Here is a 23,776-nt window from a genome sequence, read left to right on the forward strand (position 1 = left end):
TGCCTCCAAAAATAACATTTTTAATTATGAATAAATCAATTTCCATAGTAGTAGTAATAGTACCCTTCACTAGCTTTACGTTTTACATTATTGAGAACAACGCCGAGCATTTTTGCACCCACGCGATCCAGATTAGCTTTAGCTTTTACTGCGATATCGCGTTTCACCTTACCATAACTGACAACCATAATAACGCCATCACTCTTCGAGGCCACAATTTGTGCATCCGTTACCGCTAATAATGGTGGAGTATCAATAAGAATGACATCATACCGCTGACGCAAATCCTGTAAAAGAGTGCTCATCCGATTAGATGCCATCATTTCCGCCGGGTTGGGCGGGATTGGTCCAGAGGTCATGATTGAAAGATTATTAACACCAGAATCTTGGACAGTGTCCTCAAGAACTGCCTGCTGAGACAGTAGGGAGGATAAACCAAAACGGTTACTTAGTGTAAAAGTCTTATGTGCCGTTGGCTTCCGCAAATCGGCATCAATCAACAATACTCTTTTATCTGCTTGTGCGTAAGCTGCCGCCAGGTTAGCAGATACCGTAGATTTACCTTCTTCCGGTCCGGATGAAGTGACCATAATCACTTGAATAGTCTGATCTACAGAAGAAAAATCAATATTCGTGCGCAATGCGCGAAACGCTTCAGAGACAGGAGAGCGTGGGTTCGTAACGGTGATCAGATGGCGTTGTTTATTTGGAAGCTGTGACATGTTCGAGGTCCCCCGCCTTTCTGGATGATTGTTTTTGTGTTTGTGCGGCACCTTGCTTGCTTTCATCTTGACCCAATCTTGTAATCATAGCTATGGTAGGCAAACCAAGATACTTCTCAATATCAGCTTCTGTCTTCAGGGTGTCATCCATATATTCCAACAGGAAGGCAATCCCTAATCCAATCATCAAAGAGACGATAAAAGCAATAGCCATGTTCAGTAAAACATTTGGTTCTACCGGCCGTGGCTCAACAGTTGGATTCACTTTAGCTTCATTCAGAATCGATACATTTTCCACATTAAATAGACTTGGAATTTCTTCCTTGAACACAAGTGAAATGGCATTCACGATTTCAGCAGCCCGCTGATAAGAATTATCTCGAACGACAAGTGTCATCACCTGCGTATTATTTACGGAACTCACATTAACCTTTTTTAATAGCTCTTCCGCAGTGATATTGAATTGCGGATAATCCTTTGTAACAATATCAAGGATGGCCGGAGTCTTAATAATTTCCTTATACGTATTAATTAATTGAATATTGGTATTAATCTGGTTTAAATCAAGCTGCCCCACCGCTGACTGCGTTGGTGTTTGGTTAACGATAATCTTCGTGGATGCCTCATATACCGGGTTTTTAATATACAGACTATATACACCAGCAATACCGCACACCAATACAACTATGCTGAAAATGAGCCATAGTCTCTTCCTGACGATCTGAAAATAATCGCGAAGATCCAATTCTTGTGATGACAAGTGAAATTACCCCCAAGCTATTTCTGAAATATTTCGATGCCTGTTCAAATCTTCCCTATTTGCAAAAAAATCGCCTCCTCTCACCTACATGAGAGGAGGCTGTATACTATAAGTTTTATTTACTTGAAGTTAATAGTACGGTAGATAATTACTGCTGCTTCAGCACGGGTAGCTGTATCGTTCGGGTTGAACTTGCCAGCATTTCCGATAACCAGGTTGTGGCTTGCTGCAAACGCTACGCCATCTCTTAGGGATGCACTGATCTTAGCAACATCAGAGAATTTGCTGATTGCAGTAGAATCGGTTTTTGCATCAGGATTGATAGATTTCAACGCACGGGAGATCATTGTTGCCATTTCTGCACGTGTAATAGTTGCATTAGGATCAAATTTGGCCGCACTGCGTCCAGTAATAATCCCTTTTTCTGCTGCAACTGCTACATATGGTGCATACCAAGCAGTTGAACTTACATCGCTAAAGCTTTGTACAGCAGAGTTGTTTTCCAGGTTAAGCGCACGAATCAGCATTTTGGAGAACTCAGCACGAGTTACGTTGCTCTTCGGTGCAAATTTACCTGCTCCGACTCCTTCAATCGCACCTTTAGCAGCTACGACTTGAATTTGTCTACCAGCCCATGCTTGTACAGCAGCAATATCATTAAAGGAGACTTTATTCTCAAGTACTGCGTAAGAAGAGAATGTATCACGTGGTTCTACGATGAAATCTCCATCAAGAACTCCACCTTGGAATTGCAGGTCGCCGTATACAAGTTTACCAACGGAAAGCAATTCTTTATCAAGACCATCAGTATTCTTAAGTGGCAGTTTGATAGTAATTGGTTGTTTAAATGTGCTTTGTACTACACCGTTCACACTAAGTGTGAATTCATACACATCCGAAGCCAATTTCAGCTTGGTAACGGAAGTTACAACTTCTGGTTTAGCTGTAGTTACTGTCAATGAAATCGCTGTGCTGAATTGGCTTACAGGAATCGTTACAGTTACACCGTTGAAAGTAACGGCGATATTCGCAATACCTTTAGCTTTTGCAGCTTCAATAATGGCTTGGGAAAGTGGAACTTCAACTGTAGTAGCGTTTACTGTTCCCAGATTCAGGGTCAAAGTAAGACCAGTTTTACCAGGGTTCGCTGCAACTAGTTTATCAAATTCTTTAATAACATCAGCGTCAACCAATTTCAAGGTTGCTTTACCGTCAACAATGCTTACGAGCTTAGATACGTCATAGATTCCTGGAGTTTGAACAGGAGCTACAGGCGTTGTAACACTTCCATTCCCGCTTCCACTACTACCATTACCATTGCCGTTGCCATTACCGTTGCCATTATCGCCTATTCCGTAGGCTTTAATATAAGCAAATGCAAGTGATTTCGCCGCAGGTTTCGCGGATTTAATATTATTGTTCAGGTTTTTCAGTGTTTCTTTCACATCAATAGCAGTAACTCCAAGCTTGTCCAACGCTTGACTTACTGTGAGTGCTCCTGTTCCTGTTGTATGGCTCAATACTTTCGCAATAGCTTCATTCAGCAAAGTATCGTAACCGGATTCGGATGTGAGAATTGCCAACAAATCTGAAGTGGACTTGCTGCTTACCAAATCACGAAGTTCTGTTTCAATACTGCTCAAGAATTCAGCAACACTATCAACAGTAAGTCCAGACACACCCGCTTTAGCTGCAATTTTGCTTACCAAAGCAATGTTTTTGTCATCGTTACGGATCACTTGGATTCCGGAGAAGTCATTTCCATAGACATCGTAGACTACACTAGTAACGCTTTGGAACAATTTAAGTGATGTTTTTGTTTCTTCTCCATCCAGTGAAAGCTTGTTCAGTACTGGAGCAAAAATTTCTGTAAATTCTTTCTCACTCAGTGCTGCAACCTCAGTCTTTAAATTGTAGAGATAAACTGCATCTGTTGCGGTCAATTGTTTATAAACAGCAAGAACCTTATCCTTAACTGCTGCACTGCTACTAACTGTAGCCGCAGATGCTGTGCCTACTGCTCCAAGGCTTCCCAACGGAAGACCCGCTACGGATGCTGCTACCATACTTGCTGCTAATGTTGATACTACTAGTTTCTTTTTCAAAGTCACTAAATATCCACCTCTTCTTATGTATTAAAATACTGTACTACCATAGACCTAGAACAATTCGCCCAAATGCTACGCTATTACGTATAGCATTAAATCACCCAATAAAACCCATTCTACCACTATTAGGTAGATTAGTCAGCCCTTTCGGAAAAAAAATCCAAACAATTTTTGTCGGTTTCCCCTTGTTTGTACGTGTTTTCCATGAATAACCTCGCCATTAGTCATAATTTGCTGAGCATTGCCGCGAACATAGTCACGCAGCTCAGGGCCTAATTCTTTCTCCATAACCACATAAGCAGCGTTTAATCCAAAAGGACGATGAACACTGTCATGTGCATCAGAGGCCAACACATGTACTGCATTTCTACGGCATAGCTCCAGTGACAGCTTCTGTAGCTTATTCCCGAAAACGCCTGCAAGACTCTGTGCGGTTACCTGCCCAAGTGATCCTAGCTCTATCAATCTTTCTAGTTTAGAAGGATCGGCAGCTATTTCAGCATTGCGCTCCGGATGGGCGATGACCGGAACGAAACCCTGAATGATCAGCTCGTGGCAGATTTCTTCCATGTTACGTGGTACTCGTGAAGAAGGCATTTCCAGTAAAATATACCGCGAATCTGCAAGACTCAGCAGTTCCCCCCGCTCCAGATCATTCAGCAGTTCCCCGTAGATACGGATCTCTTGACCTGGAAGAACAAGCAGTGGATTACCAGCCTGACGAAGTCTCTCATTCATCAACTCCACAGCTTCTTTAATCTTGGGGGCGTTATTCATATATTGACCGTTGGCATGATGTGGCGTGGCGATGACTGAAGTAATCCCTTCTCTGTGGGCGTCTTGCGCCATGGCAAGAGCAGCTTCCCAATCAGAGGCTCCGTCATCCAAAAAGGGTAAGATGTGGCAGTGAATATCTATCATATGTTATCTATCGGTCCTTTTCCATAGAAATTTTAGTTTTATCAACAAAAAAATACAACCATTCCCACCAGGAATGGTTGCTTGATTGTAAATGAGTTCATATCTTACGCTTCGGTTGACTCCTCTTGCTGAGATTCATTTGCTATCATTTCAGCATCCTCTGAATCCGGAGATTCATTCTCAGAAGGGCGAATATACCCATCGATTAAGCCCCAAAGCTCGTCTTTGCCGAGACCAATTTCCGAGGAGAATGGAATAAAATTATCCCCTGGAAGCACGCCCAGCTCCTGCTTCATGGTCTTGATATGCTTTTGCCAGCGTGTCTTAGGAATTTTATCCGCTTTGGTCGCTACAACACACATAGGAAGATCATAATGCTTCAACCAGTCGAACATCATCTTATCATTGCTGGTAGGCGAATGCCGCAGGTCCACAATAAGCAGAACCAGCTTTAACGTATCGCGCTCAGAGAGGTATTTTTCAACCATTTTACCCCACACCGCGCGTTGTGTCTTGGAGACTTTGGCATATCCGTAACCTGGAAAGTCAACAAAATACATGCTGTCTTCATTGATACGGTAATAGTTCATGTGTTGTGTCTTACCAGGCGTGGAGCTAGTCCGAGCCAGATTCTTACGGTTAATCATTCGGTTAATGAGGGAAGACTTCCCCACATTGGAACGCCCTGCCAGAGCAACCTCTGGCAAGGAATCATCAGGGTACTGATCAGGGCCTACGGCACTGATAATAAATTCGGCAATATTAACTTTCATAGGACTTCCTTTCTAATGCACACTACTCGGTGGCTCACTGCTAATTTCATTATGATGCTCAACTAACGCATGATGCAAGACCTGATCCATATTAGATACCGGTACGAACTCAACATCATTACGTACGCTCTCAGGAATATCTTTCAAATCCCGTTCATTGTCTTTAGGAAGAAGGATCTTTTTATATCCAGCTCGGTGAGCGGCAAGAGACTTCTCTTTCAATCCACCAATGGGCAATACACGTCCTCGCAAGGTGATTTCACCCGTCATCGCCACATCCTTGGAAACATACCTTTTCGTGAGTGCGGAGATCAATGCGGTTGCAATCGTAATCCCTGCTGACGGACCATCTTTCGGAATTGCACCTTCCGGAATATGGATATGAATATCAATCTTCTCATAAAAATCGGGCTGGAGTCCCAGCTCCTCCGCCTTCGAACGAGTATAGCTGAATGCGGCCTGTGCCGACTCCTTCATTACATCGCCCAGCTGTCCAGTAAGAGTTAGTTTACCTGTTCCCTGCACAACCGTAACTTCGATCAGCAGTGTATCCCCACCGACCTCAGTCCAAGCCAGCCCAGTGACCGTACCGATCTGATCTTCAAGCTCGGCCATACCGTAACGATATTTAGAAGCCCCAAGATAATCCTTGATGTCGTCAGGAAGAATGATCACTTTCTCTTTTTCCTCAGACACGATTTGTTTCGCAGCTTTGCGGCATAATGCTGCAATCTGCTGCTCCAAATTACGCACACCGGATTCACGGGTATATTCGCGGACAATGCGTAATAAGCTATCGTCTTCGATAATCAGTTGATCTTCTGCAAGACCGTGGTTTTTCTTCTGCTTAGGCAATAGATAACGGCTGCCGATTTGCAGTTTCTCCAGTTCCGTATAACCTGGAATGAACAGCATTTCCATCCGATCCAGCAAAGGACGCGGAATATTATGCACTACGTTCGCTGTTGTTACAAACATTACGTTCGACAAGTCGAACGGCAGCTCTACAAAATGATCACTAAACGTGTTGTTTTGTTCTGGATCCAGTACCTCAAGCAGCGCTGAAGATGGATCTCCACGGAAATCCGCAGCCATCTTATCGATTTCATCCAATAGGATAACCGGATTAATCGTACCCGCCGTCTTCATGCCTTGGATAATCCGACCCGGCATCGCACCTACATAAGTCCGGCGATGACCTCGAATCTCCGCCTCATCACGTACACCGCCTAACGAGATACGGACGAACTTGCGGTTGAGCGAACGGGCGATGGAACGAGCCAGTGAGGTTTTGCCCACACCTGGAGGACCTACAAGACATAGAATAGGACCCTTAAGCTTCTTAACCAGCTGCTGAACGGCCAAATATTCCAATACCCGTTCCTTTGGTTTTTCCAAACCGTAGTGATCCTCATCAAGTACCTGCTCGGCCTTTTTGATGTCAAGATCATCCTCTGTCTGTTCACTCCAAGGGAGACTGAGCAGCCAATCTACATAGTTGCGAATGACGCCGCCTTCCGCAGAGCTGACTGGCATTTTTTCCAGACGATCGATTTCTTTCTCCATCTTTTCCTTCACACGTTCTGGAACATTTTTCTCTTCCATTAGCGTCCGCAGCTCTTCTGCTTCTCCTACCCGGCCTTCCTTCTCGCCGAGCTCTTTCTGGATCGCTTTCATTTGCTCACGCAAATAATATTCCTTCTGCGTCTTTTCCATTTGTTTTTTGACACGTTGATTGATCTTACGTTCAAGCTCCAGCACTTCACGCTCGTTATTCAGAATATCAAGAAGCTTCTCCAGCCGTTTACTAACATCAATCGTCTCAAGAATTTCTTGCTTATCCTTAATTTTTAGCGATAAATGACTCGTAATGACATCCGCAAGTCGACCAGGCTCTTCTATATCGGATACAGCAGCGAGGGTCTCTGGGGTCACTTTTTTGGATAACGTAATATAGTGTTCGAACTGATTGAGTACTGTACGCATCAGCGCGTCACATTCTTGATCGCTATCTACATCTTCCGGCAGCTCACGCGCCATAACCTCATAGTACTCATCATTATCGATATAATTAATAATTTCGGCCCGTTCTACACCTTCAACCAGTACACGTATCGTACCGTTTGGAAGCTTCAACATTTGCCGCACATTGGCGACAGTACCGACCCGAAAAATATCGTCCTGACCTGGCTCTTCAATATTCACTTCCGACTGGGAACAAAGAAGAATCAAATTATCTTCAACCATAGCTTTCTCTAACGCCCGAACTGACTTCTCACGGCCCACATCCAAGTGAAGAACCATGCTTGGGTACACAAGAAGCCCTCTTAGCGGCAATAAAGGAAAACGACGACCTTTTGTTTTATTTGTCATCATCGCTTTCGCACCTCCCATGGCTCTCAATTAATCTCATATGCATTCATTCTAACAAAAGCAGCCCCAAAACACCAACAGAGTCCTTAGATTTCAAGAAGAACCGACTTGCTTTTCCTTAAATAGAGACAACGTTTCTTGTAGCATTTAAAAAGGAAGCAGCAGAATTGCCTGCAGCCTCCTTTATTTTACAGCGACAAATCTCACCTTATTCTTCGAATTAGGGATCAATTTAGTTTAACCCTTTGCAGATTCACCAGCGGCATCGGCCTTTAGGAGTGAAGGTGCTGCGGAGAACAGCTCTCCAGCAACTGCAGGCAGCCTTACATCTGCTGTATCGGCACCGAACAGGTGACGGAACACCTCTTCTACTGTTTCCATTGGAATAACGCGTAATGGCGCGAGGTCAGCGAAGAGAGACTGCCAGTTTTCTTTTGGAATAAGCACTGTAGTGGCTCCAGCTTGAAAAGCAGCTTCTACTTTGGCAATTACACCACCCACTGGCTTAACTCGACCATGGATGCCTATCTCGCCTGTGATCGCTACCGTGTTATCCACGGGAAGTCCACGAATAGCAGAGACGATTGCTACTGCCATCGCCACCCCTGCCGAAGGTCCGTCAATCGGAGTACCACCTGGGAAATTCACATGTAGATCATAACGATCGGGCTCCAGATTCATCGTACGTAGTACAGTCAATACATTCTCAACCGAACCCTTTGCCATACTTTTTCGCCGAATCGTGCGGGAGCCTCCACCGATCTCTTCTTCATCCACCACACCTGTCACGTTCAATCTGCCCTGGCCGTTCACAGCAGGCGCTGCGGAAACTTCGATTTCGAGCAGAGTACCCATCCCTGGCCCATACACGGCAAGACCATTGACTAATCCAATCTGCGGTGCCGAAGGAATCTTGCGTTCCGTACGCAGCGGAAGCTGGCTGCTGCCCGCTACCCATTCCACATCAGCAGCATTTAGTGTATCTCTCTGTTCAGTTAAAGCTAAACCGGCAGCCAGTTGAATCATATTAACTGCTTCCCGGCCGTTGGTTGCATATTGCTGCACCACAGTGACAGCTTCCGGACTTGGTTTAAGCCCGATTTTCTGTATCGCGTCACGCGCGATGACGGCAATCTCATCCGGCAGCAGCGGGCGGAAATAAATCTCCATGCAGCGCGAACGCAATGCAGGTGAAATCTCATCCGGAGAACGCGTAGTAGCGCCAACTAGCCGGAAATCAGCAGGCAATCCATTTTGAAAAATATCATGAATATAAGCCGGAGTATTATTATCCTCCGAATTATAATAAGCGCTCTCTAGCAGTACCTTCCGGTCCTCAAGCACTTTAAGCAGCTTATTCATCTGAATGGGGTGAAGTTCTCCTATCTCATCCAGAAAAAGAATCCCGCCATGCGCCTTAGTCACCGCTCCCGGTTTCGGCTGCGGCACGCCCGCCACCCCCATGGCTCCTGCACCCTGATAAATAGGATCATGCACGGATCCGATCAACGGGTCAGCAATACCACGCTCATCAAAACGAGCGGTTGTGGCATCAATCTCTGTGAATTTAGCGTCACTTTTAAAAGGAGAAAGCACATTCTTTTTCGCCTCTTCCATGACAACACGCGCTGCCGCAGTCTTGCCGACTCCCGGCGGACCATAAATAATCACATGCTGCGGATTAGCGCTACAAAGTGCAGCTTTCAGGGCGCGCAGCCCATCCTTTTGCCCGACAATATCTCCAATAGAAGCCGGACGTGTTTTCTCCGACAATGGTTTAGTTAATGTAATCATCCGCATTTTCCGTAACTTGTCCAGTTCCTTGCGCGACTCTCGTTCCACCGCTGTCTTATTTGTCTTCTGACCCCGCAGCAGATTCCAAAAGTATACGCCGATAACCAGCGCGAAAAAGAGCTGCACGATCATCACAACTATACTTAATTCCATAGGTCATCCTCCTGTTTCGTTCAGTCTACCTTTCCACCCTTGGCTACTATTAGGTAGTATAGCCGTTTCGGTAATTAGTAAACGCGAATTTGAGGATTTGTTGAATTGTTGCAGTAGGATAGACTCTGATAATTAACTATAAGGGCAATAATGAGTGTGGGGAGTTTCCTGTAGATGTTAGTTAGTTGAGTTCGTTGAGGTACTTTTAGAAGCTGAGTTACTCTAGAAACTAAGTCAGCTGGGCACGGTGAGCTACTTCTAGAGGCTAAGTCAGCTGGGCACGGTGAGTTACTTCTAGAGGCTGAGTTAGTTAAGTTCGGGGGACTACCTCTAAGACGCAGAGTTAACTTAGTTTGCTGAAAGTATGAGTTTGTATCTTCTATGTTCGTAAAAACAACCTATTTAGTACAAAATCTAAGTATCATTGGTACCCAGCCAAATAATTAGGGAAATACTCCCTATTTATCAGTGATTCACGACCTTTCAACTGCTAATTAGGGAAATACTCCCTGATTATCGGTCAAATCACACATAAATGAGGGAAATGCTCCTTTTATTAGGGAGTTTTTCCCTAAAAAGCATGATTTCGAGCCATAATCGGCTTATTTCAGGGAGAATTTCCCTAATTGTTGCGTTTTACTTCATAACGGACTTCACATCAAGCTCCTTCACATACCTTCTTTTCAAATTCCCACCTTCAGCAAAAGTCATGGCCAACATTGTTACGCCTATATGATCAGCTCCATCAAACCACTTCTGCTACACCTGCTCCATCAGCCACTTTAACAACTTTATCCACTTCACAACATTAGCTACGTCATCTACACCAGTTACATCAGCTACAATAGCACCAACAACTCCATAAGTTCCACCAGATACATCAATTACATAGGCTAAACTGTTACATTAATTACTCCTACATAAACTACTTCAATAATATAGCCTCCATCAGCCATTAGCCACCAGCCACCAACCACCAACCACCAACCACCAACCACCAACCACCAACCACCAACCACCAACCACCAACCACCAACCACCAACCACCAACCACCAACCACCAACCACCAACCACCAACCACCAACCACCAGCCACCAGCCACCAGCCACCAGCCTTTACAATTATCAATCCCAGTAATAAAGAACATCACGAGCCAGCTTATACTCAACATTTTTGACGCCTATCCCCCTTCTTATAGGGGTTAGCCAGCCTTTTTCACAGAGATTCTTTAGCATCATGCGTACTGTTTTGGGATCTAGCGTGAAATAATCAGCGACTTCTTTAGGGCGTATCACCCCAGCTTGACGCACCACTAAACGCATGATTTCCTTCTCAGCGATTAGCAGTCTGTCACGTGGCGCATCTAAAATTTGGTAGCGGCTTAACGCCAAACGCAGCAGTGTAACACATAACTCAGGGCGCTGTTCAACATCATCATAGGCAAATGAAATTACTTGATAACCCATTCCGTACAGAAAAGTTTCACGATTTAGCTCATTACAATACTTCAGCCTATCCATGTCTCTTACATGAGCTGCATACCCTTTAATCTCAAACAAGAGCTTGATCGGCCCCGGCAAAAAAGCAAAATCAGCAAAATAAGCCCGTCTCTGTAAATCCAGCACCTCATACTCCGGATGAAGATCATTGAAGTCACCACGAAGCGGCCACCAGACGTTCTGCAAAAATAATTTTTCTGCGTGGCCATGACCTCTCTCCAGCCTCCCCCGCCGTTCGCCCGTTCTGTTTGCAAGATGATGCGCAATAAATTTTTCATGGGCTTGTTCATAGTTCATGTTTACTCATCCCTTCCTCCAAAATAAGAATAAACGCAAAAAAAACGCCCCATGGGCCCCGGATTTACCGGAGCTGCACAGGGCGTTCTTCGCCACGTATTATTAACGAATTATATATTCGTAAAAGACCAAGTTACTTCGACTGCACCGGAGGTGCAAGGTTAGCGTGGGCGCGGCCTGGGATTTCGCCTGTTGCCTCGTAAGCCACCACGATCGCATCGATTTCCTTCTTCAGCTCGTTTACGAGTTCTGCTTCAGGCACTTTACGGATCATTTGTCCGTAACGGAAAAGCAAACCTTCCCCACGAGCGCCAGCAATACCGATATCTGCTTCACGTGCCTCACCAGGACCATTAACAGCACAGCCAAGGACAGAAACTTTAATAGGCACCTTAAGCTTCGAAATGTATTCTTCCACCTCATTAGCGATGGAGAAAAGATCGATATCCAGTCGTCCGCAAGTCGGACAAGAGATCAGCGTCGCTGCGTTAGAGATCAGACCAAACGTCTTCAGCAGCTCACGCGCCACCTTAACCTCTTCAACCGGATCGGCACTAAGCGAGATACGCAGGGTGCTGCCGATGCCCATTGAGAGCAGTGCACCGATACCTGCGGAGCTTTTCACTGTACCAGCAAACAACGTGCCGGATTCTGTAATCCCCAGGTGCAGTGGATAAGGAATAACTTCCGCAGCCTGACGGTAAGCTTCGATAGCCATTGGCACATCTGATGCTTTCAGAGAGACGATAATGTCGTGGAAGTCCAGTTCCTCCAGAATACCAATATGGTATAACGCACTTTCTACCATAGCTTCTGGGGTTGGGTATCCGTATTTTTCTAAAAGGTGATTCTCCAAAGAACCAGCATTTACACCAATACGAATCGGAATCCCTTTTTCTTTACATGCTTTAACTACCGCTTCTACCTTTTCGCGGCGACCAATGTTCCCCGGATTAATCCGTACCTTATCGATGCCGTTCTCAATAGCCATCAACGCTAGCTTATAGTTGAAATGAATATCCGCTACGAGTGGGATATGAATCTGTTTCTTGATCTCCTTGATTGCGGCAGCCGCCTCTTCATTGTTGACAGTTACGCGTACCAGCTGGCAGCCTGCTTCCTCAAGCCGCAATATTTCAGCTACAGTAGCCTCCACATCAGCGGTTTTGGTTGTACACATGCTTTGAATCGCAACCTCGTTGTTTCCCCCAATAATGAGCCCGCCAACATTGACAGGACGGGTTTGGTGTCTCAAGAACATGATTTTTCTCCCCCATAACGCCAAAGCTCCACCCCTTCGCTCCCGCTAATGTGAAGCGGGATAAGCGGAAGAAAGGTGGAGACTGTGACATGTATTGTTAAGGAAAAGCGGCTTACGCGCTTTCCTCTTTCTTCTTGTCTTTCTTAAGGTTGAGCTCAGGCAAAGCTTTCTCCTGAACGACCTGTTCCGTGATCACACAATCTTTAATATCATCGCGTGAAGGAACTTCATACATCACATCGAGCATGATGCTCTCAATAATCGCGCGCAGTCCACGGGCTCCCGTATTACGTTTGATCGCTTCCTTGGCAATTGCTTCGAGTGCCAATGGTTCGAATTTCAACGCTACGTTGTCCATTTCCAGCAGCTTGATATATTGTTTAGTGAGTGCATTCTTAGGCTCGGAAAGGATACGTACAAGCGTATTCTCATCAAGCGGCTCTAAAGTCGAGATGACTGGCAGACGGCCTACAAATTCAGGAATAAGACCGAATTTGAGCAAATCTTCAGGCAATACCATCGACAAATATTCGCCAGGCTTAAGATCCTTTTGTCCTTCAACTGCTGCGTTGAAGCCAATGATTTTTTTACCGATACGGCGTTTAATCATTTGCTCCAGACCGTCAAAGGCACCGCCAACGATGAACAGGATGTTCGTCGTGTCGATCTGAATAAACTCCTGGTGAGGGTGCTTACGTCCGCCCTGCGGAGGCACAGAAGCAACAGTTCCTTCCAGAATCTTCAGAAGCGCCTGCTGTACACCTTCGCCGGAAACGTCACGAGTTATGGACGGATTCTCGGATTTACGTGCTACTTTATCAATTTCATCAATATAGATAATGCCGCGTTCGGCTTTCTCCACATCGTAATCTGCAGCTTGAATGAGTTTGAGCAGAATGTTCTCAACATCCTCGCCGACATAACCAGCTTCCGTCAGGGAAGTAGCGTCTGCAATAGCAAAAGGAACGTTGATAATCTTCGCCATCGTTTGTGCTAACAAGGTTTTACCAGAACCTGTTGGACCAAGCAAAAGGATATTACTCTTCGTCAGTTCAACATCTTCGATCTTGCTTTGGCTGTTCACACGCTTGTAGTGGTTATAAACCGCTACCGAAAGAGATTTCTTCGCTTGCTCTTGACCGATTACATATTGATCCAAAATATCGCGAATTTCCTTTGGTTTTGGAATATCCTTCAGATCAAGCTCTTCCTCATGACCGAGCTCTTCTTCCACAATTTCCGTGCAAAGCTCGATACATTCGTCACATATATAAACGCCCGGTCCTGCTACAAGCTTACGAACCTGCTCTTGTGATTTACCGCAAAAAGAACATTTCAATTGCCCTTTTTCATCATTAAATTTAAACATCTAACCACCCCTTTAAGATTTCATCGGTGAAGAAAGAACTTGGTCAATAAGCCCGTATTCCTTGGCTTCTTCCGCGCTCATGAAGTTATCGCGGTCTGTGTCCCGTTCGATTTTTTCAAGGGGCTGACCTGTGCGATCTACATAGATTTGATTCAGCTTCTGTTTCGTCTTAAGGATCCAGTCAGTGTGAATCCAAATATCAGACGCTTGACCCTGAACACCGCCGAGCGGTTGATGAATCATAACTTCGCTGTTGGTCAGCGCATATCTTTTGCCCGGAGCCCCAGCTGTTAGAAGGAGCGATCCCATGCTTGCTGCCATCCCTACACAAATGGTTGAAACATCCGGTTTGATATATTGCATCGTATCGTATATACCCATACCGGCTGTTACTGAACCACCGGGTGAGTTGAGGTACAAGTGAATGTCCTTCTCGGGATCATCTGCTGCCAAAAACAGCAATTGAGCAATAACCAGATTGGCGACATCATCGTCAATCGCACTGCTTAAGAAAATGATGCGATCCTTGAGCAATCTGGAATAGATATCGTATGAACGTTCTCCACGACTTGTTGATTCCACAACCATTGGTACCAGACTCATGCCACCAACCTCTTTTCTCTGTACAGATTAGTCTTATCGTTTCAGAAATATTTTAACACGTTCAAGGCGCGATGTCATTTTTTCACTACAGTCGACTGTCTGCTGCTTGTGAATTGTGACGTTACTACCCCTATTACCTTATTGCCATACATTCATACGGATACCTATGTAGTCACATATATTTGCGGCCGAGGATAAAAATAAGGCACGTAACGAAACTTACGTGCCTTATCATATCTGTATGGAGGCCGTGTAACTTGGCCGTTCTAGGTAGTGTCAAGCTAAAACGCCTTCGGCGTCCTTTTAAGGACGGTAAGCGTTTATGCGAGAATTATAAGAATAAAGTATAAAGTGAAACTTATACCTTCTTATAATTTTAAAATATCCTACTCAGCTTTAGTGTCTTCAGCAGCTGGTGCTTCTTCTACTGCTTCAACTTCTACACTATTGCTAACAAGGAAATCAATGGTTTTACGCAACGAAAGCTCTTCGCTCAAGCTGCCCAGTGAACCGTTAGCTGCCAAGATGCTGCGGATTTCTTCTGGAGTACGTTTGTAAGCTTCAGCCATAGTAGCCAACTCTTCGTTAACTTCTTCTTCGGAAACTTCAATGTTCTCTTGTTTTGCGATAACTTCCAATACCAGGTTGTTGCGAACGCGTTTTTCAGCATCGCCTTTCATTTGGTTCTGCAAGTCTTCACGAGTTTGGCCGGAGAAGCTAAGGAACATATCCATGTTCATGCCTTGTTGACGAAGACGAGTGTCGAAGTCACGAACCATGTTCTCAACTTCACTGTTGATCATAGCTTCAGGGATTTCAACTTCAGCGTTAGCTGCTGCTTTATCAACAACTGCATTCTCACGAAGGCCTTTCAGTTCTTCCTCTTTACGGGATTCGAGCTGAGCTTTCAGATCTGCTTTGTACTCATCCAAAGTTTCGAATTCACTTACATCTTTAGCGAACTCATCATCGAGTGCAGGAAGTTGTTTGCGTTTGATTTCGTGCAGCTTCACTTTGAATACTGCTTTTTTACCCGCAAGGTTCTCTGCATGGTATTCATCAGGGAAAGTAACTTCAACATCTTTGAAATCTCCAGTAGCCATTCCTACCACTTGCTCTTCGAATCCAGGAATGAAGGAGTTGCTGCCAAGCTCAAGAGAGTGACGCTCAGCTTTTCCGCCTTCAAACGGTACATCATCTACATATCCGTCAAAATCGATTACAGCGATGTCGCCGTTAGCTGCTGCTTCTTCTTCAACTACTACAAGCTCAGCATGACGTTCTTGCAGACGAGCAAGTTCAGCACTCAACTCTTCTTCAGTCACTTCAGCTTTTTGTACTGGAACTTCCAGACCTTTGTAATCGCCGAGCTTCACTTCAGGTTTAACCGTGATCTTCGCTTTGAAGATAAAGGATTGGCCTTTAGCGAATTGCTCAATATCAACTTCAGGACGGTCTACAGGGAAGATGTCAGTTTGTTCAACTGCTTCACCGTAAGCTTCAGGAAGAAGAATGTCGATTGCATCTTGGTACAAGCTTTCTACACCAAAACGGGATTCAAAGATCGGCCGAGGTACTTTACCTTTACGGAAGCCTGGTACGTTAGCTTTTTTAACGACTTTGTTAAAAGCTTTATCAAGTGCTGCTGTTACGCGTTCTGCGTCTACTTCTACTTCAAGAACTCCAAGGTTCTTCTCTATTTTTTCCCATGTTGCTTTCATATTATACTTTTCCCTCCAAAATATAGGTTCACAAGTTTACTTCAAATAATGATACAATCCACGCACAGAATAACCATTATATTATATACAACATTACTTTATTTATCAAGTAGAGAAGTCTTTACAAAACCCTTGAGAGCACGATAAGCTCCCTCAAATTGAAAGCGCATGCCGTCTGTGATGCCATACATTCCACGTGTCTCTTCCTCTTGTCGGGAGCCGTTTAAACTTTCAGAAACAAATTGGTGCAAAGCTCCTGCCCAAATATCCAGCAAAACGTCTTCGCCTTCCAGCAATTTCCGATATTCGTCCGACCCATAAATCGACATGATGAACTGACCCCAGAGCTCTTGTGCAAAATAATACAGCGTAGGCTCATGCACCTCAGCCTGCTCGGCTACCCGCTCCAGCACATGACTCACCTCCGGAGGAAAATCCTCCGTCTGCAGTGGCACGCTCTCGATCTCTACGAGTACCGTTTCATGTCCGCGAATCAGCTTCACTGTTCCCTGCATCCCACGCCGCTTAAGCGTCTGCAAGGTCCGAAATTGTAGCAGTGGATGAACATTATCCCCCTGCAACCAAGTGGTCAGCTCCTCGTCAACGCCGCCACCTTCCAGATAGGATAGCTGCTCTAGTGCAAGTATTGTCGCCTCAGACAGAGGTTCATTCATCACCCGCTGCAGCAGCTTTTTGGGATACCCCGCATCCTCGTTCATTTTGGATTTGGCCAAAAAGCGGGCCATATCCTCTTCCCTTAAATCTTCGTCTTCGGGGTGAACAGCTCCCTCCGCATCTCCATTCTGGGACGCGTAAGGAAATGCAGTTTCGAGCCATTCCAGCAGGGACTGCCATTCCTCGTAATTTCGCTCTTCCTGTCCTTGACACTGCAGCAAAAAACGAAGCAGCTCCATCGCTTCCCCGTAGCGTTCACTTTCCAGCATCACCGTCAGCTGGATTTGATAATAGTCCAGTGTCTTGGGGAACAGGACAATATTCTCTTTGGTGGCGGGGGAATCCGAATGTTTAATGAGGGCACCTCCTTATGTCTACTTATGTGAATGGAATCCTAACCATTATAAAAGTTATTAATACCTTAAGCTTCTTCCGAAACTTAATAATTGTAGATTATAGCATACCCCGTACTCTTTTTAAAAAACAGCTTGAAAAAGATCATCCCATATGATATGATAATTCCTGCTTGCTTTTCTGCCAGCAACCATGTCCCGGTAGCTCAGCTGGATAGAGCATGCGCCTTCTAAGCGCACGGTCGGGGGTTCGAATCCCTTCCGGGACGTCATATAGAAACAGCCTTCCTTCGGGAAGGCTGTTTCTATATTCAGGGGAAGGGTTGGGCGGAGCTCAGGGAGTCACTACTGGGACGAATAGACGACTGAACGACTGAGCTTAAGATTCGCGGCTCTGGATTACCCGAGTTTCAGGGATTCATGGAGCTTGGATTCGAAGCTCAGAACCTGATGAAAACTTAGCCTCGTCGGAGCTCAGGGTCCGATAAAGCTTAGCATTCGAAACTTAGAATTTGGTGAAAACCTGGGCCTCGTCGGGCTATGAGTCGATGGAGCTTAACTTTTGATGCTCGCTCGGACTTGGTCACACTTAGATCTCGTTGGGGCTCAGGGTTCTGTGAAGCTTAGCAATCGATGATCAGTTTCTATGAGTCAGTACCACATCATACCCCGCCGCATTAGAACATTACGGCTGCTCTTCCGTAGAAACGCAGCTACATGCTATCTAATTGCATTTTCTGCAACTAAAAGTACCCTTTTACCTCCAAAACTAGCTTTAGTTGCATTTCATACACTTATATTCTCAGATTTACGCCTAGAATGGTCTTTTCACCATTTTTAACTGCACAAAGTACAATTAAACCCAAACAAACCTATCACCATCAAAAATAAGTGCATAAAGTGCAATTAAAAACCACTCTTATCACCACTACTCATCACTTATTACTTATTACTCACCAACCACCAATCATTACACACTACTCACTACTCACTACTCACTACTCACTACTCATTACTCATTACACACCACACATTACTCACTACTCATCGAATATTAATCTTCACATTCCATTTCTGATTTTTAAATATGGGAACATTTTTAGCTCTCTATAAGCGTGGCCAATCTAATTACTCAAAAGACACGCGCATTAGCAATATTATCGAAGGATGAGACTATCCTGCTTATTTAATCGAGAATAAAAAAACTGTTCACGGCGTTTTCTTCCGCCGAGAGACAGTTTTTTATGCATGTTCTTCCTTTATAAGCGAATCAGCGCCCTTTGCGGCGATTTCCAAGCCAGAGCGGAAAACGGAAAGCAAAGTTAATAAACAAAACTACAAATACTAGTACTGCCGCTGATTTGTCAGCGATTTGCCGCGCATCTTCTACAATTGCCTCAGATTGTACATACCAAAGGTGTACGGCCAGGGTTTCTCCCGGCGAGAACAGATTAAAGTCCCACATTTCGCCCGAGGTACTGAGACCAGCGGTAAGGATAATAACCGCAGACTCCCCGAAGGCGCGTCCAGCAACGAGACAAATCCCAGTAACAATGGCAGACATTGCAACGGGTAGGACAACTGTGCGGATCACGTGGAATTTAGTCATGCCCAGTGCATATCCAGCTTCACGCATCTCCCCAGGAACAGCACGGACCGCTTCCTCCGTCACACGTGCAAGCATAGGCAGATTCAAAAGCGCCAAGCTTACCCCACCGCCAAGAATCGTCAGGCCGATCCCAAAATATTCAGCAAATATCGCAAGACCAAGCATACCGAATACAATCGAGGGAACCGAAGAGAGCGCCTCTACACATATACGTAGCCCGCCTGTAAAAGCATTATCCGGAGCGTATTCCGCCATATAAATCCCCGCTCCTAAACCGATAGGGACGGAAATAAGCAGCGAGATGAACAAAATATAAAAAGAGTTGAAAAGTACAGGACCGATCCCGCCACCAACGTCAATCTCTTCAGGCTGTTTGATCAGGAAGTCAGGCCGCAGCGCTGGCAGACCTTTACTAAGAATCGTGAAGAGCAGCCAGAAGATTAGCAGCATGACTAAAGCCCCAAGCGTATAAAACCCAATAGTCGCGAGCTTATTGCGTCTCTGAGCACGCGCTGTATGCTTTGTACTTGCGAATCCGTTCACGCTGCATCCCTCCTTTTTCTACCCAGCACGCGGATGATCAGAATCAGTACAAAGGAAATCACCAGCAGAAGAAAGGCCATCATATGTAGGGCATAATTCCAGGTTGACTCAAACTCTACATTCGAGATTTGCATAACGATGTTACTAGTCAAGACCGAAGCAGGTGTAAATAAGGTTTTCGCCAACTGTGGTGTGTTTCCGATAACCATAACCACAGCCATTGTCTCCCCCACCGCACGAGTCATCCCGAGGATGACTGCAGAGATAATCCCTCTGCTAGCCGCAGGCAAAACAACACGCATAATGACTTGCAGACGGGTAGATCCAAGAGCGTACGCAGCATCCCGATATTTGCGTGGAACAGCGACAATAGCATCATCACTGATTCGGCAAATTGTTGGCAGGACCATTAATGCGAGTACGAGGGCCGCAGCCAGCAAACCATCACCCAAGCTCTCCCCACTAACTCTACGCAGGAAAGGAAGTAATACCGTTAAGCCTAAATAACCATATACTATAGAAGGAATACCAACGAGCAGATCGAGCACCGGGCGAATGAAGGTCTTCATCCACTTCGGAGCAATCTCCGCACAGAGCACGGCCATGCCTACCGAAATAGGAACTGCGATCAGCAGGGTCAAAGCCGTCAGTGAAAGTGTATTTACAATGAAGGCAGCAGCCCCAAAGGAGTCCTCTTCAGGCGTCCAGTTAAAAGAAAAGAAAAAGTCCGCAGGCGAGAGATGACCAAACAGAAGCAGCGCCGTTTTGCCGATAAATAGGATTACAAGTCCAAGCACGAAACAAAGTGCAAGAATGCTGAATAAGAAATAAAAGCGGAATAATCGGTTGCTAAACATATGTCTACTGTGACGTTTGGAGTTGGCGCTAACTTCTGTAACGCCCTCCTTAACCTTAGTTGCCAGGTTGTGGACTGGTGCCCCCATACTTTCCCTCCTGTAAGCGGCCAACCCCGTATCAAAATCGGGGCTGGCCGCTGTTACCATTCAATATGATCTTCAGATGTTATTAACCCTTCATTGCTGCGATCGGAATGAATTTAAGCTTTTTCAGAGAACCTTGTTGGAACTTTTTACTTTGTACGTATTCGATAAATTCTTTAGTTGCGCCAGTAGGCTGGCCTTTAGTCATGTAGTAACCATAAGCCCAAATCTTATAAGAACCGTTGATTACGTTGTCTGTAGTAGCTGCGATACCGTTGTGTTTCACTGCTTTTACGTCGCCACTTACATAAACAAGGTCGATATAACCGATGGAGTTAGGAGTTGTTCCTACTGCTGTTTTCATGTCGCCGGATGAACCTGTTTCTTTGTAGTTCTTAGCTTTTTTAACGATATCTCCGCCGTCCAAAGCTTTAGCCTGATAGTTAACGCGGGTACCAGAACCGAATGAGCGAGTGATGACAACGATATCTGCATCTGCGCCGCCTACTTCTTTCCAGTTGGTGATTTTACCAGCGAAAATACCTTTAAGCTGTTCTGTTGTAAGGTTATCTACACCCACATTTTTGTTCACGATCGTGGCAAAAGGAATGACAGCCACTTTGTTCGCTACCTGTCCGTCAAATGCTTTGAAACCTGGTACGTCGATGCTAGCATCCCAGTCGCAAGCGCCGATATCAGCGATGCCTTTTTTTACAGCTTGTGGTCCAGTTACAGAGCCTTTACCAGATGCTGCGATTTTCACTTTAGGATGCAGCTTTTGGAATTCTTTTGCCGCTTGCAACGTCAATGGAAGAAGTGCGGTCGAACCGTTAACGGTGATTTTGCCACTAAGTGAATCTGCTGCTGCTGCAATCCCTGCAAAAGATGCGGTTACCGCGATTACGGCTGTTAAAGCCGTTACTGTTAATTTCTTGAAGATTTTCATTGTACTATTTTCTCCTCTCGGCTCTAGGCCGTTAAAATATGTTTGAAATAATAATTATTTAGTCAGTTGCAGCCCTTTACCGCCTTGGATAACCCATACACTGTCGCCGCTCACAATCGCAAGCTTGCTTCCGTCTTTAGATACAGATACTTCAGATACTTCTTCAGCCGTACGGAACAGTTCGGGCTTTGCACCACTACCATCGATAGAATAGATCACTGTGCTTCCGTCTGCCGTAGTACCTGCCACTACCAAACCATTGCTAACGCCAGTGGACCAATTCACTTCGATATCAAGTGCAATATTAGTGCTGGTTGCGTCCGCTTTTACAAGCTTCAGGGTATTCTTCGCATTGCCGTCTGCATCTGCGCTCAGGTATGCCACATTTCCATCAGCCAAAATCTCTGGGTAAAGCTTGTTATCTGCTGTAGTTGTTAGTGCAGCTGGTTTAGCATCTTTTGTAGCCAAATCAAGCTTGTAAAGCTGCTCTCCTGCCGAGCTAAAGTCAACCGTAAGAGAATCTTCTGTGCTGTCTGCATCATTTTTAGCAACACCCGTCAAATTAACGATATAAACGGCGCTTTTTTCGTCAGCAGAAATACGCAGTTCGGATTTATTCTCAACCTTGTCAGCCAATACGGATTTAACATCACCAGTCTCTACTGAGATTTTAGCGATTTTTTCTTGCTTGTCTCCTTGGATGAAATAAATGCTTTTCCCATCTTTGGACCAAACCAGATCTGTCTTCACACTATTGTCGGTGCCTAGTGTTTTAACAGCTCCGCTAGACAAATTAATCAGATTCAGCAAACCTTTCTCATCATTAAAAGCTCCCCACTGTTGATCCGGCGATACTGCAAAGTCTACTGCACTGTCATTTGACGAAAACACTTCATAGTTACCTGGTTCTGTACTGAATTTGATAAGCTGAGTAGTTTCAGCATCACTTTTGTTCGCAATCAGGTTGCCAGCTGCCGTCCAGTGCAAAGTATCAAACAAACCTTCAGGACGTGCAAAGCTCAAAATCGCGCTAGCATCAGCGTCCAGCTCTCCACCTAATGCAGTAACTAACTTAGTAAGCTCTACATAGGTTTTACCGTTATAAAATACTGGAGCAACTGTGAACGATTGGGAATTACCATCTACTTGATAGCTCTTTGAGCCTGTTTTGAGTTGAACATTATGTAGTCCTTTGCTGTCATTAAGTTCAAACCCGCTTGTTCCCAGTACTACCTTAGCCCCAATTTCTCCAGCTACCTGAGTCAGCGAGTAAAGCTTGTAACCACTGCTGTTAATGGTGTTAAACACAATCGGCGTTCCGTTTACATTCCAAGTAGTTGTACCTTCTTTAACTGCTGTTGCAGCAGCGACTTGATTGGTAGCTACAGATTTTACATTACTGCCGGTGCTAGCTGCAGATACACTTCCAACGCCTACTGTTGCAAGAAGTGCTGAAGCCAACGTTGCGCTAATCCATTTACTGTTTTTCAATTAGATTCACCCTTTTCGTATAGGTAACTGCTAATGTCATTTTCGTCTACAATTGTCAATTCTGTTGCAGAGGAATGTAATGGAAATATTAACTAGTATTCTTTTTTTAAAAAAACCAGGTAACCAAATGAACTAAGCAACAAAAAACAGCCTCTTTTCGTAAAAAGGTGCTCGGTGCAGCTGCCTTATTTAGTTGGAGAATTGTTTGAGACTTTGGGGTGACGTAGGGACTAATTTGATATTGCAGGCGCGTGGAGGGAACTTGTTGCTGAGGTGGATGGAGTATATTGCGGAGTTCGCTTGGAGTGTGGGGAACGTATTACGGTGGTCGCTTGGCGCGTGGGGGAAGCTTGTTGCTGGGGTCGATGGGCACGTGGAGTATATTGCGGAGGTCGCTTGGGTGCGTGGGGGAAGCTTATTGAGGAGGTCGATGGGCACGTGGAGTATATTTCGGAGGTCGCTTGGAGTGTGGGGAACGTATTACGGTGGTCGCTTGGCGCGTGGGGGAAGCTTGTTGCTGAGGTCGATGGGCACGTGGAGTATATTTCGGAGGTCGCTTGGTGCGTGGGAGAGCCTTGTTGCTGAGATCGATGGGCACATGGAGTATATTGCGGAGGTCGCTTGGAGTGTGGGGAACGTATTACGGTGGTCGCTTGGCGCGTGGGGGAAGCTTGTTATGTGGCTGCTGCTTACAATTTAAAAACTAACTGGTCTGTTGTGGCGCATTCTGCGTAAGGATCATCGTAGGAGATTCGGCTGATTGTACGGGATTTATACCGTTCTTTTGCTGATTTTAGCGGGATTGAGCTCATCGTACGGGATTTATACCGCTCTTTTGCTATCTTTTGCTAGATTGGGTACAT

19 protein-coding genes and 1 tRNA gene are annotated in these 23,776 nt (G+C 45.2%); 2 read left to right on the plus strand and 18 right to left on the minus strand.

Features of this window, described 5'->3' with window-relative positions:
- Positions 1 to 35 precede the first annotated feature (35 nt).
- The 14 genes from MKX34_RS25805 to MKX34_RS25870 all read right to left on the minus strand — a co-directional run bounded on the left by MKX34_RS25805 (position 36) and on the right by MKX34_RS25870 (position 17,299).
- Positions 36 to 722, minus strand: a complete 687-nt coding sequence (locus MKX34_RS25805; protein ID WP_036685074.1) for a CpsD/CapB family tyrosine-protein kinase — start codon at positions 720 to 722, stop codon at positions 36 to 38.
- Positions 703 to 1,482 (minus strand): Wzz/FepE/Etk N-terminal domain-containing protein, encoded by a 780-nt coding sequence (locus MKX34_RS25810; RefSeq protein WP_036685072.1) that lies wholly within the window; start codon positions 1,480 to 1,482, stop codon positions 703 to 705. The genes MKX34_RS25805 and MKX34_RS25810 overlap by 20 nt, the downstream gene beginning before the upstream one ends.
- Positions 1,483 to 1,601: 119 nt before the next feature.
- On the minus strand, positions 1,602 to 3,593 hold the full coding sequence (locus tag MKX34_RS25815; protein WP_076296949.1) for an S-layer homology domain-containing protein: 1,992 nt from the start codon (positions 3,591 to 3,593) through the stop codon (positions 1,602 to 1,604).
- Between the two features lie 135 nt (positions 3,594 to 3,728).
- Positions 3,729 to 4,511 (minus strand): CpsB/CapC family capsule biosynthesis tyrosine phosphatase, encoded by a 783-nt coding sequence (locus MKX34_RS25820; RefSeq protein WP_076296948.1) that lies wholly within the window; start codon positions 4,509 to 4,511, stop codon positions 3,729 to 3,731.
- A 104-nt stretch (positions 4,512 to 4,615) separates the two neighbouring features.
- Positions 4,616 to 5,284 (minus strand): ribosome biogenesis GTP-binding protein YihA/YsxC, encoded by a 669-nt coding sequence (gene yihA, locus MKX34_RS25825; RefSeq protein WP_036685063.1) that lies wholly within the window; start codon positions 5,282 to 5,284, stop codon positions 4,616 to 4,618.
- 12 nt (positions 5,285 to 5,296) lie between these two features.
- Positions 5,297 to 7,660 carry an endopeptidase La gene (gene lon / locus MKX34_RS25830; protein WP_076099438.1) on the minus strand — a complete coding sequence of 788 codons (2,364 nt, stop codon included), beginning with the start codon at positions 7,658 to 7,660 and terminating at the stop codon, positions 5,297 to 5,299.
- A gap of 234 nt (positions 7,661 to 7,894) precedes the next feature.
- Positions 7,895 to 9,604, minus strand: coding sequence for an ATP-dependent protease LonB (gene lonB, locus MKX34_RS25835; RefSeq protein WP_038573063.1), 1,710 nt, complete (start codon positions 9,602 to 9,604; stop codon positions 7,895 to 7,897).
- Positions 9,605 to 10,497: 893 nt separating this feature from the next.
- Positions 10,498 to 10,755 (minus strand): hypothetical protein, encoded by a 258-nt coding sequence (locus MKX34_RS25840; RefSeq protein ID WP_339203730.1) that lies wholly within the window; start codon positions 10,753 to 10,755, stop codon positions 10,498 to 10,500.
- A complete protein-coding gene (locus MKX34_RS25845; protein WP_076296947.1) occupies positions 10,730 to 11,401 on the minus strand; it encodes a BlaI/MecI/CopY family transcriptional regulator in 672 nt (223 codons plus the stop codon). The genes MKX34_RS25840 and MKX34_RS25845 overlap by 26 nt, the downstream gene beginning before the upstream one ends.
- A gap of 133 nt (positions 11,402 to 11,534) precedes the next feature.
- Positions 11,535 to 12,662 (minus strand): flavodoxin-dependent (E)-4-hydroxy-3-methylbut-2-enyl-diphosphate synthase, encoded by a 1,128-nt coding sequence (ispG, locus tag MKX34_RS25850; RefSeq protein ID WP_036685055.1) that lies wholly within the window; start codon positions 12,660 to 12,662, stop codon positions 11,535 to 11,537.
- Between the two features lie 112 nt (positions 12,663 to 12,774).
- A complete protein-coding gene (clpX, locus tag MKX34_RS25855; RefSeq protein ID WP_036685052.1) occupies positions 12,775 to 14,031 on the minus strand; it encodes an ATP-dependent protease ATP-binding subunit ClpX in 1,257 nt (418 codons plus the stop codon).
- Between the two features lie 12 nt (positions 14,032 to 14,043).
- Positions 14,044 to 14,634 carry an ATP-dependent Clp endopeptidase proteolytic subunit ClpP gene (gene clpP, locus MKX34_RS25860; protein ID WP_036685049.1) on the minus strand — a complete coding sequence of 197 codons (591 nt, stop codon included), beginning with the start codon at positions 14,632 to 14,634 and terminating at the stop codon, positions 14,044 to 14,046.
- A gap of 386 nt (positions 14,635 to 15,020) precedes the next feature.
- Entirely contained in the window at positions 15,021 to 16,355 is a 1,335-nt protein-coding gene (gene tig / locus MKX34_RS25865; RefSeq protein WP_036685045.1) for a trigger factor, read from the minus strand.
- A 98-nt stretch (positions 16,356 to 16,453) separates the two neighbouring features.
- Positions 16,454 to 17,299: a hypothetical protein gene (locus MKX34_RS25870; RefSeq protein ID WP_256717084.1), complete on the minus strand. Its 846-nt coding sequence runs from the start codon at positions 17,297 to 17,299 to the stop codon at positions 16,454 to 16,456.
- 279 nt (positions 17,300 to 17,578) lie between these two features.
- Here MKX34_RS25870 and MKX34_RS25875 point away from each other — a divergent pair.
- Positions 17,579 to 17,652, plus strand: a tRNA-Arg gene (locus MKX34_RS25875).
- 1,001 nt (positions 17,653 to 18,653) lie between these two features.
- Here MKX34_RS25875 and pstA read toward each other — a convergent pair.
- The 4 genes from pstA to MKX34_RS25895 all read right to left on the minus strand — a co-directional run bounded on the left by pstA (position 18,654) and on the right by MKX34_RS25895 (position 22,913).
- Complete coding sequence (gene pstA / locus MKX34_RS25880; RefSeq protein ID WP_036685040.1) at positions 18,654 to 19,535, minus strand: phosphate ABC transporter permease PstA; 882 nt, start codon at positions 19,533 to 19,535, stop codon at positions 18,654 to 18,656.
- Positions 19,532 to 20,479 carry a phosphate ABC transporter permease subunit PstC gene (gene pstC, locus MKX34_RS25885; protein WP_036685038.1) on the minus strand — a complete coding sequence of 316 codons (948 nt, stop codon included), beginning with the start codon at positions 20,477 to 20,479 and terminating at the stop codon, positions 19,532 to 19,534. Before pstC ends, pstA begins: the two co-directional genes overlap by 4 nt.
- 82 nt (positions 20,480 to 20,561) lie before the next feature.
- Complete coding sequence (locus MKX34_RS25890; RefSeq protein WP_038573065.1) at positions 20,562 to 21,422, minus strand: phosphate ABC transporter substrate-binding protein; 861 nt, start codon at positions 21,420 to 21,422, stop codon at positions 20,562 to 20,564.
- A 54-nt stretch (positions 21,423 to 21,476) separates the two neighbouring features.
- Positions 21,477 to 22,913 (minus strand): stalk domain-containing protein, encoded by a 1,437-nt coding sequence (locus MKX34_RS25895; RefSeq protein ID WP_076296946.1) that lies wholly within the window; start codon positions 22,911 to 22,913, stop codon positions 21,477 to 21,479.
- Positions 22,914 to 23,379: 466 nt separating this feature from the next.
- On the opposite strand from MKX34_RS25895, the gene MKX34_RS25900 reads away from it, so the two are divergent.
- Positions 23,380 to 23,613: a hypothetical protein gene (locus tag MKX34_RS25900; protein ID WP_339203733.1), complete on the plus strand. Its 234-nt coding sequence runs from the start codon at positions 23,380 to 23,382 to the stop codon at positions 23,611 to 23,613.
- Positions 23,614 to 23,776: the final 163 nt, after the last annotated feature.

The organism is Paenibacillus sp. FSL R5-0636, assembly GCF_037974255.1.
GTDB lineage: Bacteria > Bacillota > Bacilli > Paenibacillales > Paenibacillaceae > Paenibacillus_AQ > Paenibacillus_AQ odorifer.

Bases quoted from the DNA above. Each gene is read 5' to 3' on its own strand.
- MKX34_RS25805 (WP_036685074.1), bottom strand. From the start codon at position 722: ATGTCACAGCTTCCAAATAAACAACGCCATCTGATCACCGTTACGAAC.
- MKX34_RS25820 (WP_076296948.1), bottom strand. From the start codon at position 4,511: ATGATAGATATTCACTGCCACATCTTACCCTTTTTGGATGACGGAGCC.
- yihA (WP_036685063.1), bottom strand. From the start codon at position 5,284: ATGAAAGTTAATATTGCCGAATTTATTATCAGTGCCGTAGGCCCTGAT.
- lon (WP_076099438.1), bottom strand. From the start codon at position 7,660: ATGATGACAAATAAAACAAAAGGTCGTCGTTTTCCTTTATTGCCGCTA.
- lonB (WP_038573063.1), bottom strand. From the start codon at position 9,604: ATGGAATTAAGTATAGTTGTGATGATCGTGCAGCTCTTTTTCGCGCTG.
- MKX34_RS25845 (WP_076296947.1), bottom strand. From the start codon at position 11,401: ATGAACTATGAACAAGCCCATGAAAAATTTATTGCGCATCATCTTGCA.
- ispG (WP_036685055.1), bottom strand. From the start codon at position 12,662: ATGTTCTTGAGACACCAAACCCGTCCTGTCAATGTTGGCGGGCTCATT.
- clpX (WP_036685052.1), bottom strand. From the start codon at position 14,031: ATGTTTAAATTTAATGATGAAAAAGGGCAATTGAAATGTTCTTTTTGC.
- clpP (WP_036685049.1), bottom strand. From the start codon at position 14,634: ATGAGTCTGGTACCAATGGTTGTGGAATCAACAAGTCGTGGAGAACGT.
- tig (WP_036685045.1), bottom strand. From the start codon at position 16,355: ATGAAAGCAACATGGGAAAAAATAGAGAAGAACCTTGGAGTTCTTGAA.
- MKX34_RS25870 (WP_256717084.1), bottom strand. From the start codon at position 17,299: ATGCTGGAAAGTGAACGCTACGGGGAAGCGATGGAGCTGCTTCGTTTT.
- pstC (WP_036685038.1), bottom strand. From the start codon at position 20,479: ATGGGGGCACCAGTCCACAACCTGGCAACTAAGGTTAAGGAGGGCGTT.
- MKX34_RS25890 (WP_038573065.1), bottom strand. From the start codon at position 21,422: ATGAAAATCTTCAAGAAATTAACAGTAACGGCTTTAACAGCCGTAATC.